The 17,367-nt window shown below is 69.3% G+C and carries 15 protein-coding genes and 3 pseudogenes; 12 read left to right on the forward strand and 6 right to left on the reverse strand.

The features are described 5' to 3' along the window. Positions 1 to 108: 108 nt before the first annotated feature. Positions 109 to 429, forward strand: coding sequence for a hypothetical protein (locus ACWDAK_RS38025; RefSeq protein WP_427396025.1), 321 nt, complete (start codon positions 109 to 111; stop codon positions 427 to 429). Here the strand turns inward: ACWDAK_RS38025 and ACWDAK_RS38030 are convergent. The 3 genes and pseudogenes from ACWDAK_RS38030 to ACWDAK_RS38040 form a co-directional block, all read right to left on the reverse strand. Continuing rightward, positions 430 to 594, reverse strand: a pseudogene (locus tag ACWDAK_RS38030) (NAD(P)-binding protein); the annotation flags it as partial. Between the two features lie 180 nt (positions 595 to 774). Continuing rightward, positions 775 to 1,134 (reverse strand): DoxX family protein, encoded by a 360-nt coding sequence (locus tag ACWDAK_RS38035; protein ID WP_344640626.1) that lies wholly within the window; start codon positions 1,132 to 1,134, stop codon positions 775 to 777. Between the two features lie 183 nt (positions 1,135 to 1,317). Beyond that, entirely contained in the window at positions 1,318 to 1,812 is a 495-nt protein-coding gene (locus ACWDAK_RS38040; RefSeq protein WP_427396026.1) for a cupin domain-containing protein, read from the reverse strand. A gap of 81 nt (positions 1,813 to 1,893) precedes the next feature. Here ACWDAK_RS38040 and ACWDAK_RS38045 point away from each other — a divergent pair, with 81 nt between their 5' ends. The 8 genes from ACWDAK_RS38045 (at position 1,894) to ACWDAK_RS38080 (ending at position 10,520) form a co-directional block, all read left to right on the forward strand. Continuing rightward, on the forward strand, positions 1,894 to 2,745 hold the full coding sequence (locus tag ACWDAK_RS38045; RefSeq protein ID WP_344640628.1) for a LysR family transcriptional regulator: 852 nt from the start codon (positions 1,894 to 1,896) through the stop codon (positions 2,743 to 2,745). Between the two features lie 461 nt (positions 2,746 to 3,206). Further along, positions 3,207 to 3,503, forward strand: coding sequence for a helicase associated domain-containing protein (locus ACWDAK_RS38050; RefSeq protein ID WP_427396033.1), 297 nt, complete (start codon positions 3,207 to 3,209; stop codon positions 3,501 to 3,503). 565 nt (positions 3,504 to 4,068) lie between these two features. After that, the gene (locus ACWDAK_RS38055; protein WP_344640630.1) at positions 4,069 to 4,614 is read left to right on the forward strand and encodes a TetR/AcrR family transcriptional regulator; all 546 of its coding nucleotides are present in this window, start codon (positions 4,069 to 4,071) and stop codon (positions 4,612 to 4,614) included. 107 nt (positions 4,615 to 4,721) lie between these two features. After that, positions 4,722 to 6,176 carry a DHA2 family efflux MFS transporter permease subunit gene (locus ACWDAK_RS38060; protein ID WP_427396027.1) on the forward strand — a complete coding sequence of 485 codons (1,455 nt, stop codon included), beginning with the start codon at positions 4,722 to 4,724 and terminating at the stop codon, positions 6,174 to 6,176. 63 nt (positions 6,177 to 6,239) lie between these two features. Beyond that, positions 6,240 to 6,893, forward strand: a complete 654-nt coding sequence (locus ACWDAK_RS38065) for a hypothetical protein (protein WP_427396028.1) — start codon at positions 6,240 to 6,242, stop codon at positions 6,891 to 6,893. Positions 6,894 to 7,385: 492 nt separating this feature from the next. Further along, a complete protein-coding gene (locus ACWDAK_RS38070) occupies positions 7,386 to 8,441 on the forward strand; it encodes a YncE family protein (protein ID WP_344640633.1) in 1,056 nt (351 codons plus the stop codon). A 245-nt stretch (positions 8,442 to 8,686) separates the two neighbouring features. Continuing rightward, the gene (locus ACWDAK_RS38075) at positions 8,687 to 9,061 is read left to right on the forward strand and encodes a VOC family protein (RefSeq protein ID WP_344640634.1); all 375 of its coding nucleotides are present in this window, start codon (positions 8,687 to 8,689) and stop codon (positions 9,059 to 9,061) included. A 367-nt stretch (positions 9,062 to 9,428) separates the two neighbouring features. Beyond that, complete coding sequence (locus tag ACWDAK_RS38080) at positions 9,429 to 10,520, forward strand: DUF4158 domain-containing protein (RefSeq protein ID WP_427396029.1); 1,092 nt, start codon at positions 9,429 to 9,431, stop codon at positions 10,518 to 10,520. 301 nt (positions 10,521 to 10,821) lie between these two features. Here ACWDAK_RS38080 and ACWDAK_RS38085 read toward each other — a convergent pair whose 3' ends face one another. Together ACWDAK_RS38085 and ACWDAK_RS38090 are read right to left on the reverse strand one after the other, a co-directional pair. After that, the gene (locus ACWDAK_RS38085) at positions 10,822 to 11,256 is read right to left on the reverse strand and encodes a DUF402 domain-containing protein (RefSeq protein WP_427396030.1); all 435 of its coding nucleotides are present in this window, start codon (positions 11,254 to 11,256) and stop codon (positions 10,822 to 10,824) included. Between the two features lie 362 nt (positions 11,257 to 11,618). Further along, positions 11,619 to 12,347 (reverse strand): annotated as a pseudogene (locus tag ACWDAK_RS38090) (IS3 family transposase); the annotation flags it as partial. Positions 12,348 to 12,564: 217 nt separating this feature from the next. On the opposite strand from ACWDAK_RS38090, the gene ACWDAK_RS38095 reads away from it, so the two are divergent. Next, complete coding sequence (locus ACWDAK_RS38095) at positions 12,565 to 14,628, forward strand: multicopper oxidase family protein (protein ID WP_427396031.1); 2,064 nt, start codon at positions 12,565 to 12,567, stop codon at positions 14,626 to 14,628. Positions 14,629 to 14,739: 111 nt separating this feature from the next. Here the strand turns inward: ACWDAK_RS38095 and ACWDAK_RS38100 are convergent, their stop codons facing one another. Further along, the gene (locus ACWDAK_RS38100; protein WP_344640639.1) at positions 14,740 to 15,828 is read right to left on the reverse strand and encodes an integrase core domain-containing protein; all 1,089 of its coding nucleotides are present in this window, start codon (positions 15,826 to 15,828) and stop codon (positions 14,740 to 14,742) included. Between the two features lie 81 nt (positions 15,829 to 15,909). Here ACWDAK_RS38100 and ACWDAK_RS38105 point away from each other — a divergent pair. Continuing rightward, positions 15,910 to 16,407, forward strand: a pseudogene (locus ACWDAK_RS38105) (transposase); the annotation flags it as partial. 312 nt (positions 16,408 to 16,719) lie between these two features. Then, a complete protein-coding gene (locus ACWDAK_RS38110) occupies positions 16,720 to 17,097 on the forward strand; it encodes a hypothetical protein (RefSeq protein ID WP_427396032.1) in 378 nt (125 codons plus the stop codon). The last annotated feature ends 270 nt before the right edge of the window (positions 17,098 to 17,367 follow it).

Below are 17,367 nucleotides of genomic sequence, written 5' to 3' on the forward strand. Positions count from 1 at the left end.
GCCAACCACGCGACGGCCGAACAAGTGAACCTGAAACCCCGCCAACCCCTTCTGACCAGCTGATCAGCACCTCCCGCACGCCGGGGGAAGCTCAACCAGCGCGTGAAGATGGCCCTCGCACCCCTCAGGCGTGGCCTGCCCCTGGACGAGCCCCGCGAACGACCGCCTTCCCCACGCGAAGCCGCACGCTGGATCATCACCGCCCCCGACCGGCACGGCCCGCAAACCGCTGAGCGTCTGCGCCGGCTGCTCGAACACTGCCCAGCACTCCGGCGCACCCACGACCTGGTCCGCGAGTTTGCCGCGATGCTCGACACCCGCGATCCCACACCGCTGCCGGACTGGCTCGGACAACTCGCCAACAGCGGGCTGGCGCCCCTCGCCGGTATCGCCACCGCCCTACGCGAAGACCAACACCAGTCCTGCTAAGAGTTGCCCGTTGTAGTCGTGGATGTCGAGCAGCCCGCCCTGTGTGCGCTCCGTCGGGGAGGACTCGGCCTCGTAGACAGTGGCCGCGATTCCGTTAACGTGCAGGACACGGGCCAGCGTGAGGCCGCCGAGTCCGGCGCCGATGATCGTGGCGGGGGTGTGCATGATGGCTCCTCGGGTAAGGGTTCGACGAGTGGGTGATTGGGCAGGTCGGCGGATCGCCTGCGGTCGGGCGCCAGCCTCCACGGGCCCTGCACCACGAAGTTGAGCCGGAGTCTGAGAAATGACAGCGGCTGTGGGACGGCGGCCCTGTCGTCGCATCCGCCGGTCGAGGACTGTGCTCGATCACAGCCTGATGGCCAACCAGATGGTCACGGCCGCGGTAGCGGTGAGTCCGGCGTTGAGTGCGATCCGGCGGTCTTCGCCCATCAGGTGGACGGCGATCGCGCCGGTCTGCAGGAGTACGAAGCCGATGGCCGCGGCCGGCGCCAGCGAGGGAGCGATGCCGGTCAGCGGCGGCAGGATCAGGCCGGTCGCGCCGAGTATTTCGACCGCCCCCAGCGCCCTGAGGGCGCGCAAGGGTATGCGGTCGACCCAGGCCATCATCGGGCGGAGTTGATCGCGGCTGCGGATCACCTTCAGCGTGCCTGCGTAGAAGTAGAAGAGCGCGAGCAGTCCCGCGATGATCCAATAGGCGATGTTCATGGTTTCCGTTCATGGGCCACCGGTTCACGGGGACCCGTCGATTGCGTCGATTGCCGGAAGAGCCCTGGTAAAGGCCCGGTCCGTTGTTCGAGGGACCCGGACGCCCAAAGGCGGCAGCGCCACCGCCCTGCCGGTCGAAAGGCGGGTGGCCGGGCCGGGCCGGGCCGTGGCGCGCCGTCGGCTTCAGGCGAGGTCGGTGGCGGGCTCGGTCGCGTAGCGGCTCATCGCGTCGATGTTGGCCTGTGGTGTCGACGGCTGGCCGCCGGCGAGCACCTCCTGGAGGTCTCGGAAGTACTGCACGTACAGGTCGGGGGTGAATGTGCTGAGCATGACGGCGGGTTGGTCGGACAGGTTGGCGAAGGTGTGCGGGGTACCGGGCGGAACCATCACGAGCGTGCCCGTGGTGGCGTCGTGGTCCTCGTCCCCGACGGTGAACCGCACGGTGCCGGAGAGGACGTAGAAGCCCTCGTCGTGCTGGGAGTGGCGGTGCTGCGGCGGTCCCTGGGTGTGCGGGGCGAGGACGGACTCGGCGATCGCGAGGCGGTGCCCGGTGTGGCTGCCGTCCTCCAGGACGCGCATGTGCGTGGTGCCCAGAACGATCGTCTCGCCGTCGCCGGGACCCACCACCGATACGGCGGGGTCGGCCTTCGGCGCGTTGGCCTCTGCTTCTTCGGTCATGCTCACAAGTGCACCGCCGGGGGCCTACCAGTGTCCAAGACCAATCCCGCAGAGCCGATACCCCGTGGATATCGTTGCAGCGTGGAGATACGGACCTTGCGCTATTTCGTGGCCGTCGCCGAGGAACTCCACTTCGGCCGGGCAGCCACCCGACTGCACATGAGTCAGCCGCCGCTGAGCCGGGCGATCAAGCAGTTGGAGGCCGATGTCGGGGCCCTGCTCTTCGCCCGCTCACCCACCGGCGTCACGCTCACTCCGGTGGGCGCGGTGCTACTCGACGAGGCGCGGGCCCTGCTCGACCATGCCGACCGCGTCCGTGTCCGCGTGAGCGCGGCAGCCGGCGCCGCAACCATCACCGTCGGCATCCTGGGCGACGGCACCGACCCGGGACTGTCCAGGCTGGCCGCCGCCTACCGCCGAACCCACCCCGGCATCGACATCCGCATCCGCGACACCGATCTGACCGACCCGACGTGCGGGCTGCGCGCCGGACTGGTCGACGTCGCCCTGACCCGGGCGCCGTTCGACGAGACCGCCCTGACGGTGCGTGCGCTGCGAACCGATCCGGTCGGCGTGGTCCTGCGCGCCGACGATCCGCTGGCCCGCCGCGACCGGCTGCGGCTCGCCGAGCTGAGCGACCGCCGCTGGTTCCAGTTCCCGCAGGGCACCGACCCCATCTGGCAGTCCTACTGGAACGGTGGCACGCCGCGCGAGGGCCCAGTGGTGCGCGCCGTTCAGGAATGCCTGCACGCCGTGCTGTGGAACGGCACGGTCGGCCTGGCCCCGCTCGGACACGACCTGCCCGCGGAGTTGGCCGTGGTACCGCTGACCGACATGACGCCGAGCCGAGTGGTGGCGGTGTGGAACGAAGGTGACACCAACCCGTTGATCCGATCCTTCATCGAGATCGCGACAGCCGCCTACCGTCACTGAGCGCCGGCAACCGGTGCTGCCGATGCTCGTGAACAATTCGAACACAGCGGCCCTCGGAACTGCCTCCCGAAGTGGTGAACATCCCGGTCCGTCTCGGACGCCAGGTTCGAGGCCGGCCTCGACTGCGCGCGGGTGTGGGCGAGGGAGCACGGCGGCTCGCTGGCGGCACCCGCGCGGGCGGCCATCGGCGGGTACGCCATCGGGGCCTGGCTCGCCGGGCTTCGGGCCGCCGCCGAGGTGCCAGCGGGCGAACCGGGCGCCCTCGACCCGCAGCGGCGGGCCGCGCTGCAGGAGATCGACCCGTGGTGGGCGCCGCGCTGGCCGATCACCTGGCAGCGCACCTACTCGGTGGCAAGGGTGTGGTGGCTGGAGTCGGACGGCCGCGTCGACTGGGCCACCCTGCCGCTGGAGACGGCGTTCGAGGGCGAGGCGCTCCGATGGGTCCGGGCGCAGCGGGCCGGATGGGCCGAACTCGACCAGGAGCAGCAGGACCTGCTCGCGGCGCTCGACATCGCCGAGGACCAGGTCCTGGCCACTGCTCGGGCGGCGGCCGCAGCAAAGCCCAAGGTGTCCCGGCAGACCGGTTCGGCGCCGGCCTGGCAGCGCTGGCCGCGTTCGTCGAGCGGGAGGGCCCTGCCAAGTTACCCCGCTCCCACGGGACGTCGCTGGGTACCTGGCTCAACAACCAGAAGGCCCACCGCGACAAGCTCAGCCCCGAGCAGATCGGGCAGTTGGAAGCCCTCGGCGTCGCCTGGTAGACCCGGCTGGGCGGGGGCCGACGTCCTTGCCCAGCGGTACGCTGCCGGGGCCCCGAGAAGACACTGGAGGCCGTCACCCGCTGGGGTGGCGGCCTTCCGACTTCCGTCCCGCCGGACGGATCCGGCGGCTTCGGGCACGTGGCTTGCCTGAGGTGTGGGTCTCGTCGGCGGGGGCGGTGGCGGACCTGCGGCTGGCCGCCGAGGAGAGCCCGGCCACCGCCGAACTGCTCGCCACCGTCCCGGCCGGCGCCGCCCGGATAGAGGACCTCATCCAGCGGGGCCGTCGGCCCCTGTCTGGCACCCGCTCGGTTCCCGGGGCGGGCGGCCGTGTGGCGAGCGCGTCGGTGAGGCTCTGCCACTGGTGGCTGCCGAAGCGCCACCGGATCGCGGCGTGCGGGGACCCGGTGCGGGCACGGTGGTCCAGACAGCTTCCCCCCTTGACGCCGCTCCTCCCGCCAGTTCAGGAAGAGCGGTCGGTCACACGCCGAGGTCGTCGTGGGGCCAGGGGTTGACGAAATTAGTGATTGACCAATAACTTGGCGCCATGGCAAGGACGAGTATGCGTATGTCAGCGGACGAACGGCGCGAGAGTGTCATTCGCGCGGCGGTGATCGAGTTCGCCGACCGCGGCTACAACGGCACCTCAACCCAGGCAATCGCCGCCCGGGTCGGTGTGTCCCAGCCCTACCTGTTCCGGCTCTTTCCGAGCAAGCGGGCGCTGTTCGAGGCGGCCGTGCGCCGCTGCATGGAGGAGGTCAAGGCGACGTTCCTCAAGGCGGTCGAAGGCCTGGACGATCCGGCGGAGCGCGTCGCGGCCATGGGTGACGCCTATGTCGACCTGGTGGCCGACCGCAGCCTGCTGCTCCTGCAGATGCAGATGTACGCATCCACCGCCGTCGCGCAAGCGCAGGGGGACGCGGAGGTGGGGGAGGCCGTCCGGGCGTTGTGGGTCGACCTGTGGGACTCCGTGCGGGCGGCCGGTGGGATGAGCGCGCAGGAGGCCACGGACTTCTTCGCCCGCGGCATGCTGATCAACACGCTCCTCGCCATGGGCTTCCCGCCCGACCACCGCCTCTGGGAGGGGATCGGGGTCAAGGGCGGCGGCGCATAGGCCGGCTGCCCCACCGGGCGCGGCGGCCGGTTCTTCATGCCGCGCAAAGTTATTGAGCAATAACTAACTAGTTCCCGCACCACACGTACCTCATGAGGAGTTCCGTCATGCGCAGGGGTAGCCCGGCGATCTGGGCCTTCGTCATCACCAGCACCGCCGGATTCATGGCCGCGCTGGACAACCTGGTCGTCACCACCGCACTCACCGCCATCAGACAGCACCTCGGCGGTGGGATCAGCGACCTCGAGTGGACCGTCAACGCCTACACCCTCAGCTACGCCGTCCTGCTGCTGCTCGGCGCGGCGCTCGGCGACCGCCTCGGCCGCCGCCGGATCTTCACGATCGGGCTCGGCGTCTTCACGCTCGCCTCGCTCGCCGCCGCCCTGGCGCCGAACATCGACGCACTGGTCGCCGCCCGAGCCGTGCAGGGCGTCGGCGCGGCCCTGCTCACGCCGGTCAGCCTGACCCTGCTCACCGCAGCGGTCCCCGCGGCCAATCGCGGGATGGCCTTCGGCGCGTGGGGGGCGGTCAACGGCATGGCCGTAGCCATGGGGCCGCTGATCGGCGGGACGGTGGTCGAACACCTGTCCTGGCAGTGGATATTCGCCCTGAACGTCCCGTTCGGCCTGATTCTGCTGCCGCTCGCCCGGCTGCGGCTCACCGAGAGCGTCGGCCCGAACGGCCGACTCGACATCCCCGGCACCGCCCTGGCCAGCACCGGCTTCTTCGGCATCGTCTACGCCGTCATCCGCGGCAACGACGACGGCTGGACCAGCGGGCCGGTGCTGGCCGGGCTGATCGGGGGAACGGTCCTGCTGCTCGCCTTCCTCGCCTGGGAGCGGCGCAGCCCGGCGCCGCTGCTGCCGCTGCGCCTGTTCCGCAGCCGGGCCTTCTCGGCGGTCAACGCGGCCACGGTGCTGATGTCCCTGGGCATGTTCGGGTCGATCTTCCTGCTCAGTCAGTTCCTGCAGGCGGTCCAAGGCTTCAGCCCGATGGAGGCGGGCGTGCGGATGCTGCCGTGGACCGGCATGCCGATGCTGGTCGCCCCGTTGGCCGGTCTGCTGGCCGGCCGGATCGGCGGCCGCAACGTGATCGCCGCCGGGCTCGCCCTGCAGGCAGCCGGTCTCGGCTGGTTCGCCGCGGTCGTCAGCACCCATGTCAGCTACGCCGCCCAGGCTCCCGCGCTGGTGCTCTCCGGGGTCGGTATGGCGCTCTTCTTCGCCCCGGTCGCCACCCTCCTGATGGGCTCGGTCCGCCCGCAGGAGCAGGGCGTCGCCTCGGGGACCAACAGCGCGCTGCGCGAGGTGGGCGGTGCACTCGGCGTCGCCGTCCTGACCGCGGTCTTCACAGCCCACGGGAGCTACAGCAGCGCCCAGCACTACGTCGACGGCCTCGCTCCGGCGCTCTGGGTGGGCGCTTCGGTGATCGGCGTCGCGACGTTGGCGATCCTGCTCGCACCACGACGGGACGCGGCGGACGCGGCGGGCGCGGTCATGGCCGACAGCGCCGCCGCCGGGGCGCGGGACGCGGAAGCCGAGCCGCTGGCGCAGCCCACTGCCTGAACCCGGCAGCGCAGCGGCGAACCGCTGGACCTGGAGACCACCACGCTCTGCGACGTACAGGCCATGGTCCCGGCTGCGGTCCGCATGGCCCGCAGCCAGATCGGTCCCGTCGGCGGCCTCACCTTCGACGCCGTCGGGCTGTTCCGGGCGTTCGTCGAGGCCGACCGCGGCACCATGGCCAGCGAGAAGCTCGCCTCCACGCTGATCGGCCACGACCGCTTCCACGACCACCACCCGATCCCGCCCCACCTGCGGCGCACCGCCGGCGCGCAGAGCGGCCTGCCGGTGCGGCAGCAGCACTATGTGGTCTTCCCCCGGCTGCTGTTCGTCCTGGCCGACACCGGTGAGCAGGCCGCGCAGCACCGGATCCGCGACCTGCAGGCGCTCGCCGGCCTGCACCCGATGGTGGAACAGATGCTGACGACTGTTCGGGCCGGTGCGGCCCGGCTGGACGACCTGGAGCAGGACGGGCCCGGCGGGGCGGTGTGGCACACCCTCACCGCCCCCGGCGGCCACGGTGCAGGGCCTGGCGGCTGTAGGGCGCAGCGGGCGGTCCAGGGCGAGCGTCATCAAGGTGTCCGCCCCGGTCATCAAGGTATCGGCCCGGCGCGGACGAGTGCGGATCCGGTCGCACGTACGATTTCCTGCCTGACGTCACCGTCAGCGGGTTTCTCCGGGCCGCCTCCCGAACCCGGTGCGGCACTGGGCTCTCCGTAAACCCCGTCGCGGCTGCGACGAGCACTCATCCCATGGCGGGCCAAGGAGAAGGATTGAGTTGCCCCGGTATGACGGACAGCGGTGGGCTTGCGAGTTATGCGGCTGCGTAGAGCACGCTACGGGGTGCCTCGGCGACGTGGCGGCGTTCGAACTCGGCCGGACTGATCTGCAACCGTGTGACGGCCTGTGGCCCACTCACATAAAATCCACAAGGTTGCCCGCTACCGTCGCCATCGTTTCGACAGATGGAGAAGGGGCGCGTTGATGGGCTTTTCGGGCAAGCGAATCTCCTCGCTGGCGCTGGCGCTGGCTGTGGGCCTGATCGCGTCGGCGTGCCAGGGGAACGGCAGCGCCCCGGGTGGCCGCGCCGGCTCACCGCCGTCCTCCGCCACAGCCCCGGCGACAGCCGCATCCCCGTCCGGGCCCACGTGCCAGACCGGCCCCGCGCCGACACAGTCCCAGCTCAACAGTGTCCGAACCACGAGTGTGACCGTGCCGGCGCGGCCCTTCGGGCTGGTCTACGCCCGGACGGGCCACGTCGCCTTCGTCGTGCTGCAGTCGGAACTGGGGGTGCTTTCCACCGAGGACACCCCGCCCCGGCTCGTGCGGACGGTCCCGCTTCCGGCCGCGAGCCTGGGGAAGGAAGGCGCCACCGGAGTCGCCCTCACCCACGACGGGCGTGAACTGCTGATCGCCGCCGGTAGCGGAGCGATCGTGGTGGACGCGGACAAGGCGGCGAACGGATCACCGGGGGCCGTACTGGGAACGCTCACCGGCACGGCCGGGACCAGCGCGATCGAGGTGACCGTCTCACCCGATGACCGCTATGCCTTCGTCAGCCAGGAGTACGGCGACGCGCAGACCGGCCACCGCGGCGACATCGAGGTCTTCGACCTGCGCACGGCACTCCACGACGGGTTCGGCCCAAGCACCGTCATCGGCAGCCTCCCCCTGGGCAACGCCGTGGTCGGCACCGCCCTCTCCCCCGACGGGCGCTTGCTGTACGCGACCAGCGAGGTCACCCCGGGCCAGAAGCAGGCAGCGGGCAAAGGACACGGCGAGCTCAGCGTCATCGACCTCACCACCTTGGAATCCACTCCGGACAAGGCCCTGCTGGGCAGCGTCCCCGCCGGATGCAACCCGGTGCGGGTCGCCCCGTCACCGGACGGGCGGACCGTGTGGGTCACCGCGCGGGGAAGCAACGCCCTGCTCGCCTTCGACGCCACCAGACTCACCACCGACCCCCAGCACGCCCTGCTGACCTCCGTCCAGGTCGGCACCGCCCCGGTCGGCATGATCCTCACCCGAGACGGCAGCCGCATCATCACCGCCGACTCCAACCGGTTCCACACCCCGGGCGCCGCCACCGGACTGACCGTGGTGGACACCCGGGCCGCCCTCGCCAAAAACCCGGCGGCCAGCCTCGGACGCGTCCCCACCGGAGACTTCCCCCGCGAGTTCGCCCTCAGCCCCGACGGAACCACCCTTCTCGTCTCGGACCACGACTCGAAACAGATCCAGGCAGTCGACGCCACCACGCTGCCGTAAACACTCGCAGTAAGAGGGCCCGCGTTGACGGAGTCCGCGATCGTGTGATCAAGCGGCTTGCGGGAGCTTCGCCAGGCTCGCCCAGTACGACCGGCCCGTCCCCGCTCCCGCCCCCACAGCCCGGACTGGGCTGGTCATGCACGGCACCGCCGGCGCACTGCCGCGCGTACCCGCCACGGAGGCGGGTACGACCCCTCCTGTACGGGGGAGTCGCGGAAGCGGCCGAGGAACGAGGGGTGTCGGAAATGATTCGAAAGCTGCAGGCGGTCGCGCTGGACTGCGCCGATCCGGTACGGCTCGCGGCGTTCTACGCGAATCTGCTCGGCGGCCGGGTGGTCGCGGACCTGGAGGATCCCGACTGGGTCGAGGTGCACGGGTTCGAGGGAACGCCGCTGGCCTGCCAACGGGTGGACGGCTACCGTCCGCCCGAATGGCCCGGCCAGCAGCACCCGCAGCAGCTCCACCTTGACTTCGATGTGGACGACCTCGACGGGGAGGAAGAGCGGGCGCTGGCCCTTGGCGCGACCGTGCTGGAGCGGACGGACCAGCTCCACCCGAAGGCCAACTGGAGGGTCTACGCGGACCCGGCCGGCCATCCGTTCTGCCTTTGCCTCCACTGAGTCCACCAGGCCCCCCACCACAGCCGCTGAGGCGGCGTCAGGATCAGCCACCGGGAGTGGCCTTCGACCCGCGTTCGATCGCACCACTGCCTCACCAGCGAGTATGGAAGCGACCCGACCACCACGCCGCGCTCGCGGCCACCGTCGGCTCCGCCCGCCTGACCTCCACCCTCACGGACGTGCACCACACCGCCGGTGCGCCAGCCGCTCGGTGACAGCCCGCCAAGCCGGTGGCCGCCCTTCGGCGCGCGCGGCTGTACCAGATCGATCGGACCCGGCGGAGCGGTTCGACAGTATCCGCCACCAGTGAGTTTGGCGGTCACTATCGTCCCCGCCGACCAGCGGTCTTCGTGGGAGGGGAACACCGGTGGGCCGGGATCTTGGGCTGGACCAGGTCGTTGAGCACTTCACGCTGATCGGAGACGAGGTGACGTGGCTGCGGAACAAGACCGGGGCGACCCGGATCGGCTTCGGCGTCCAGCTCAAATTCCTGCTCTGGCGCGGCCGGTTCCCCAAGAACCGCCTGGAACTGCCGCCCGACGCCGTCGAGCACGTCGCCAAGCAGGTCGGCGTGCCTGCCGTGGAGCTCGCGTCCCACGACTTCACCTCGCGTACGGCCAAGCGGCACCGCAGCAAGATCCGGGAGCTGACCGGTTGGCGCGAGTGCAGCCGGACCGACGCCACCAAGGCCACCTCGCACCTGGTGGACCTGATCTGGCACGACGAGCGCCGCGGGGAGCAAATCCGCGGCGAGCTGCACCGGCACCTGCGGGCCGAGCGGATCGAGCCCCCGACGACGGACCGTCTCACCTCGATCGTCCGCTCGGCCCTGCACCAGACCGAGGAGCGGGCGGTCACCGAGGTCGCCCTGAAGCTGCAGGCCGCCGGCGGCTTGCCGCAGCGGCTGGACGCGCTGGTCTTCACCGACCTGCCCGGCGCCCAGGGCGAGTACGTCGCGCCCGAGGAGCCTGCTGGCGAGGGCGGTGACAGCGACCAGGACGAGGACGACATCGAGGCGGTGCCGTCGCAGATCAAGGCCCATCCCTGCAACGACAGCCTCAACTCGTTGCTGGAGGAGATATCCAAGCTCAAGCAGGTTCGTGCCGTGGGCGTCCCGGCGAAGGCGTTCACCGGGATCGGCGTGCAGGTCGTCAGCGCCTGGCGGGCGAGGGCGTCGGCCGCCTCACCGAGCCTTCTGCGGCGCTTCGACGCTGCGGTGCGTCAGGTCCTGCTGGCCGCGCTGCTGTTCCAGCGCCGGCGCGAGATCACCGACGCCCTGGTGGAGCTGCTGAACTCCACCGTGCACCGGATCAACGCCCGCGCGGAGAAGAAGGTCACCGACGCCTTCGTCGCCGAGTTCGCCAAGGTCCGCGGCAAGACCGGCCTGCTCGGACGGATCGCCGCCGCAGCACGTAGCCGGCGGCCGGGTCGGCCCACCACCAGCCGAGGGTGCTGTTGAGGACCAGGCTGAGCAGGACCGCCGCGGCCAGTAGGCCGACGATGAGGGTGACCCGGCCCTCGGCCAGCACACACCCTCACCCGTGCCACTGCCGCTGTCGTCACCCCGCAGTCCCGGCGGCTACGTGGTCGACGCCGTCGGGCACCTCGGGCTCCGGCCACGCCGGGTCCGGTGACCAGATGGGCCACGGGTCGGCGAAGGGGCCGGAGCGGGTCTGGAGGAGGCCGAGAGCGCGCTCGCGGGCCTGCTCGACCAGGCGGTGGTCGTGGTTGGTGATGAAGCCGAGGCGGCGGCCGTGGTCTTATTCGTCTTCGTCCTTGAAGGCGTAGCCGGACAGGTCGGGCTCCACCACCAGGTCGACGAGCAGGTCGAGGGTGTCGATCCCGATCCGCGTCCGGACCGCCGGCTTCTCGAAGTTCACGTACAGGCGCAGCGGCTCCCCCGCCCGGGGCTCCTGGAAGTAGTGCAGAGAGAACCACTCGCCCGTCTCGAAGCGGGACCGGACGACGGTGTGCTGCCAGGCCCAGGGGCCGAGATCCCGGGTGCCGGCCGCGAGGTTCTGCGGTCCGCTCTTGCGGATGGCGTCGTCGCCGGTGCGCAGCGCCGCGGCCCGGGTGGTCGGGGCAAGGGAGCGGATGCCCGGCCAGTAGCCGAGCTCGAGCACCGTGCCGGTGTCGGAGATCTCCCGGTGCGGCTGCGCGGACCAAACCTTGCCCGCGTGGACACGGCGGACCACCGTGGCGCCGGGCGCGAACAGTGAGTCAGGGCCGCCCTTGGCGGGGCGGTCACGGTCGGCCCCAGGTCCTGCACGCGGGCTCGTGCCAGGTCCTCCGGACGACCATCCCGCCCGGGGAGATGTGCTCGCTCGTCCACGTGCGGCAGCACCCGCTGCCCGGCCGGGCCGGCCTCACGGTGCGGACCGGGGCAGCGGGAGCGGAGACGGCGGGAGCGTCCGGACGGCGGCGCCTGGCCTGGGGTGTCGTCATGCCGAAGGCTCTGCCCGTCCCGCCGTTCCGGCGAACCCCGCCGCCACCCGGAGGGAGCAGTCTCGGTGCTGTCTGGGCCGAAACGGTCCGGCCAGATCCGGGTGCCGATCTCCTCCTTCAGGACGGCGAAGAAGCTCTCGGCGGCGGCGTTATCGTAACAGGAGCCTACTCTTCCCATCGACTGCCTCATCTTCAACTTGCGTAGCTCGGTGCGGAATTCATTCGTCGTGTAATCGCCGCAGCGGTCCGAGTGAAAGATGCAGCCGCGCTCCAGGCCGCCTCGGCCGGCCGCCATCCGAAGCGCGGCCACCGGCGGCTCGGCGCGGTGGTGGTCGGCCATCGCGTAGCCGACCACCTCGCGGGTGGCCAGGTCGATGCAGGTGGCCAGGTAGAGCCAGCCCTCCTCGGTCGGCAGGCAGGTCATGTCGCCGACCAACCGCGTCTCGGGGCGGGGCGCGGTGAAGTCGCGCCCGATCAGATCCGGGGCGAACACCAGCCTGCGGGCCTGGCGGGTCAGACCGCGGCGCCGGCGGCGGGTGACGCCCGCGATCCCGCGCTCGCGCATGATCCGCTCCACCTTCTTCCGGTTGACGGCATGCCCTTGGCGGCACAGTTGCGCATGCACGCGCGGGAGGCCGTAGGCGTCCCTGGACGCGAGGTGGATCACGGTGATCTCGGCGGCGAGCAGGTCCTCGGCCCGCTGTCGGCCGCGCCTCCGGCACGATCCGCGTGCTGGGCACCGAGCACGCCGCGAGCCCGGCCCACCTGCGAGCTTCGTGCCCTCGGCCACGATGTGACCCTCGGCCCTGCACCAGCCGGCCCATAACCGACACAGCCGCACGGGACCTCCCCCGGCTCCGCCGGGGACTGCCGCCTGCCTGGCTGGACAACCGTTTTCGGGTTTAGAGGTTCACGGGCAATGCGGGGAGATCAGCTTCGGCCACCGAAAGGAAGATCTACTACTGTAGAGATAGTCTACTGATCGAACTTTATGGGGTGGGACGTGTCGACTCGCAGAAATAACGCCACGCTCCATGTCGTGCACATATCATTCGAGCGTGATCAAGGATACCGATCCTCTGGATATTTCGCAGGCGGCCGACGTCCCCGAGAGTTCTCTGCCGAATCGACGCAACCTGCTCAGAACCACGGTTGCGGCGGTCGGTGCCGTAGGTTTCGCCAGCGCACTTGCGGGCGGGCATGCCTACGCAGTCGCTTCTTCATCCGGGTCGGGTACTCTTCGACGCGGTCGACACCACCCGCATCCTTCACGGACATCAGGAGGCACACTCGATCCGTCGTCTGTACCCAAGTACAGAACGCCGCTATTTCTTCTCGATAGAATGCCCGCCAAGGGCCGAGATTCCTACCATATCGCAATCCGTCAGTTCCGACAGCAAATGCTGCCAATCGGGATGCCGGCCACCGCGGTCTGGGGTTACGGAGCTGTTGGCCACCAGCAATCCTTTCATACGCCGGGCCTGACCATTGAAGCCCGTGTGGATCGGCCGATCTCCGTGACATGGGTAAACGACCTCGTCACCTCGCGCGGCTTCTATCTGCCCCATCTATGCGCCGTGGACCCCACGTTGCATTGGGCCAACCCTCCTGGCGGAAGAGCCGGGCGTGATTCGCGGCCCACCTTCTCAGCCACTCCCGGGCCATACACAGGACCGGTGCCCATCGTGACCCATCTGCACGGTGGGAATAGTCGAGAAGAGAGTGACGGATACCCCGAGGCATGGTACCTGCCAGCATCTCGTGATATTCCTCGTGACTATGCTCGCGTAGGCACCTATTACGATCGGTTCGCCGAGCAGTTCCGTGACCGTTACGGCGTCCGCTGGCGCACCGGGTCGGCAACGTTCACCTACAGCAATGATCAGCGTCCCACAACTCTCTGGTACCACGATCACACTCTGGGCATGACTCGGGTGAATGTCTACGCGGGCCTTGCCGGTTTCTACCTGCTGCGAGGCGGACCTGCTGATCTCCTCCCAGGAGTACTCCCTGGGCCGGCATCGGGGTGGGACGATGCCCACGGCCACCCGTACGAAATCCCCCTAGCAGTTCAGGACAAGTCCTTCAATGCGGACGGGTCGCTGTTCTTTCCCGGCAGCCGCGGATACTTCGGAGACACCCCATCGGACGGTCCGTGGATCCCCTATACCGATGTTCCGCCCATCTGGAACCCGGAGTTCTTCGGCACCACGATGGTCGTCAACGGGAACACCTGGCCGGTACTCAACGTGGAACCACGGCGGTACCGCCTGCGCATCCTCAACGCAAGCAACGCCCGTACTCTCATCTTGAAGATCGTGGCTAATGCCACAGCCCCCCGCCCCGTCAGCCCCGCATTGCCCTTCTGGCAGGTCGGAAACGACCAGGGGTTCCTGCCGACCCCGGTCCAGTTGGATCAACTCCTACTGGCCCCCGCAGAGCGCGCTGACGTGGTGGTCGACTTCACCGGCACCCCAGTTGACACCGAGCTCTACTTGATCAACGAAGGCCCGGACGAGGCGTACGGCGGCGGCGCACCGGTCACCGACTTTATGCCAGCGAATATCACGACCACAGGGCAGGTCATGAAATTCACTGTCATTTCCCTTGGCTCCACCGACACCAGTGTCCCGCCGTCACAGATCGCGCTTCCTCCGATCCCGGCGCTTCCCGAAAGCCGGACGGTCCGAAAGCTATCACTCAATGAGGAGGACTCCGCGCACTTCACCGACGCGCCCACGATGGACACACTTGGCACAGTTACACCAAGTGGCTCATCTACCCCGCTCCTGTGGTCAGACCCGGTCACCGAGACGCCAATGAAAGGCGACGCCGAAATCTGGGAGCTGTACAACTTCACCAGTGACGCACATCCTATCCACATCCATCAGATCGGATTCCAGGTCCTCGACCGCCAAGCAATCACGGGCGGCGCATTGTCACCACCACAACCAGGGGAAGGCGGATATAAGGACACCGTGATCGCATTGCCAGGTTATATCACCCGAGTCAAGGTCCGCTTTGGCATTGCGGGACGGTACGTCTGGCACTGTCACATTACGGACCATGAGGACAATGAAATGATGCGGCCGTTGCAAGTACTTGATCAGCGCAGCCATTGAGGTCTTCTCAGCGGTGATCACTCGGCGGCGGGATGAAGGGAGCGGAGCGGGAGTCTGCGACCGGCTTGAAGGGTGTCAAAACTCCTATCAGGCCGCTGAACTGGGGGTTTCCTACGGGCTGCGAGGTGACTGGCCCGGGGCGCCGTCGTACTCGTTGAGGAGTCCGCCGAGTACTCGACGGCGCCGAATGGCTGCGGTGGGCAGCGGGATGACGTTGGGTTCGTCGTCTGGGGCCCACAGCTCCAGGCTGCGGTGGGCGCGGCCGGCGTTGTAGTGCTCGGTGTACTCGGCGAGGACGGCGCGCAGATGCCGTTCGCCGGTGATGAGCAGTCGGTCGGTGCATTCGGCGCGCACTGTGCGTATCCACCGCTCCGCGAAGGCGTTCGAGCGCGGGCTCTGTGGCGGCGTCGGGATGACCTCGGTGTTGTTGCCAGCGAAGACAGCGTCGAAGGCGGCCGTGAACTTGGAATCGCGGTCCCGGATGAGGAACCGGAAGCCCCCGGCTCTGTCTCCCTGGTCCATTGGCAGGTTCCGGGCGAGCTGGGCCACCCACTCGCCGCTCGGATGGGCGGTGACGCCGAGGACGTGGGCGCGCCGGGTCTTGATCTCCATGACGAAGAAGGCGTACAGACGTTTGAGGAGCACGGTGTCGACGTGCATGAAGTCGCAGGCCAGGAACGTGTGGGCCTGCCTGCGGAGGAAGGTGTACCAGGTCTTCCGGGAGGCGCGCTGCGGTGCGGGCGGCAAGCCGGAGCGGCGCCGGATCCGGCGGATGGTGGCAGCGGCGACCCGGTGACCGAGTCGCCGCAGCTCACCCTGGATCCTGACGTACCCCCAGGTCGAATTCTCGGTGGTCAGGCGCTGAATGAGCGCGACGATCTCCTCGGAGAGTGGTGGTCGGCCGTGCCTGGCCGGTGGCTGGCGCCACTTCCAGCGGACCAGGCGCCGGTGCCAGGCCAGCAGCGTGCCCGGAGTGACCAGCCGGTGTCGGCGCAAGGCGGGCGGCAGATGGCGCGCGAGAGTGAAGAGTACGGCGCGGTCTGCCCACGACATCCGTGGCCGCCCGACCTGGCGGCGGAGGACAGCGACCTCGTGGCGTAGGGCGAGGATCTCGGCCTTGTTCGCGGCGGAGGAGCGGCCCGGCATGACGAGCCAGCCCATCAGTCGACAGAAGATCAAGTACAGCAGTCGTAGACCCACCAGCTGGGATCATGTCCGGGACACGAAGGCGCGCAAAACCCCTGATCAGCCACCCTACGGCAGTAAAGACACCCTTCAGCGCCGGTGAAGACCCTGGTCGAGCTGTCGCTGGCGGTTGAGCACCGACGCGGGCATGGTGCCCTGTACGCCGCCCTGGACCGGGGCTGGTTCGAACCAACGCGCTTGCGCCGCGCTCTGGCCGGCCTGCCGCTGAGAAGGCAGCCAACGGGCGGATCGTGTTGGCCGTGGACGTGAGCAACTGGCTCCGCCCCCAACGCTCCGACCAGCGACGAGCGGCTGTTCTGCCATGTCTACGGACGTGTCGACCGCAAGACGGACCAGCTCGTGCCTGGCCGGCCGTACTCCTTCGTCGCCGCGCTGGAGTCCGGCCGCACCTCCTGGTGCGCGCTGCCGGACGCCGTGCGCCTGGGCCTCGCAGACGACGCGACCGCCGTCACCGCCGCCCAACTGCGCGACGTCGTCGAGCGGTTGACACAAGCCGAGCACTGGCGGCCGGGCGATCCCGAAATCCTGATCGTGATGGACTCCGGCGACGCCGCCGCCGAGGCCGCCTGGATGGACAACCCGTGTGAGGAGACCAAGGAGGCGTTCGCCTCGGTTGGCGCCGAACCGTGCTTCCACCCGTGCTGGAGAACTGTCGACAACCGGTTCGAGGCCACCGTCGGCGTACGGGAGGCGGCCCGCGCGACGGCCTGACCGTGCGATGACGGCACGTGCCGACGAGGTACGCGTCCCGGGTCCGGGGCGCGGGCGCAGCGTCCGGTGCACCGGGAGTTGCCATCTCCCGCGACCGGAAACGGCCGCCTCGCCGGATCTCTCGCGGCGCCCCGGACAGCAACCGGGAATCGGCCAGGGCGATACTTCTCACCCATGAGAGTCAGATGTCTGGAGATCATCCACCCCGACGGCGACGTCCCCGTCACGGAGTTCGACGGGATCCGGGTGGGCGATGTCTACCCGGTTCTGGAGATGGTCACCGACGACATCGATTGCCAGATCCGCGTGCTCGGCCCTGGCACCCCCGACCCCGGACTGCTCTGGGACCCCGTCTCCTTCGAGACAGTGGACACCCGGATACCGCCCGGCTGGACCCTAGTCATCGCCGACGGCCGCACCCGTCTCGCCGACGCCCGCTGGCAGCGCCCCGGCTTCTGGACCGACTACGCCCACGGTGACCCGCAGGCCTTGGCCGACTACGAGCACGTGAAGCGCGAGCTCCTCACCGCCGCCCCGCCAACCGAGAACTGACCTCTTCGCCCAGGGGCCCTCCCCCGGGTCCGAACAGCAGGCCAGCCCGACGGCGACGGATCAGATCAACTGACCGAGTCCGGGCTCGACTGGCGCTGACCTGGGGCCTTTCTTGTGGAGTCTTGCGGCTTGGCAAGGATCCAAGTGACAGGCGTTGAGGGATCTGGGGAACTAATGGGCTTGATTCGCTTTGACGGACACCCCTGATCAGGGGCTTCGGTCCCGGTAAGGATGATGTCCATCATGGAGAGCATGGGGAAGAAGCCGCGC

This window comes from Kitasatospora sp. NPDC001175, assembly GCF_053598215.1.

Coding starts and splice junctions, on each gene's coding strand:
- ACWDAK_RS38025 (WP_427396025.1), top strand. CDS start 109: ATGGCCCTCGCACCCCTCAGGCGTGGCCTGCCCCTGGACGAGCCCCGC.
- ACWDAK_RS38035 (WP_344640626.1), bottom strand. CDS start 1,134: ATGAACATCGCCTATTGGATCATCGCGGGACTGCTCGCGCTCTTCTAC.
- ACWDAK_RS38040 (WP_427396026.1), bottom strand. CDS start 1,812: ATGACCGAAGAAGCAGAGGCCAACGCGCCGAAGGCCGACCCCGCCGTA.
- ACWDAK_RS38050 (WP_427396033.1), top strand. CDS start 3,207: ATGGGCCGAACTCGACCAGGAGCAGCAGGACCTGCTCGCGGCGCTCGA.
- ACWDAK_RS38055 (WP_344640630.1), top strand. CDS start 4,069: ATGTCAGCGGACGAACGGCGCGAGAGTGTCATTCGCGCGGCGGTGATC.
- ACWDAK_RS38060 (WP_427396027.1), top strand. CDS start 4,722: ATGCGCAGGGGTAGCCCGGCGATCTGGGCCTTCGTCATCACCAGCACC.
- ACWDAK_RS38065 (WP_427396028.1), top strand. CDS start 6,240: ATGGTCCCGGCTGCGGTCCGCATGGCCCGCAGCCAGATCGGTCCCGTC.
- ACWDAK_RS38075 (WP_344640634.1), top strand. CDS start 8,687: ATGATTCGAAAGCTGCAGGCGGTCGCGCTGGACTGCGCCGATCCGGTA.
- ACWDAK_RS38110 (WP_427396032.1), top strand. CDS start 16,720: ATGAGAGTCAGATGTCTGGAGATCATCCACCCCGACGGCGACGTCCCC.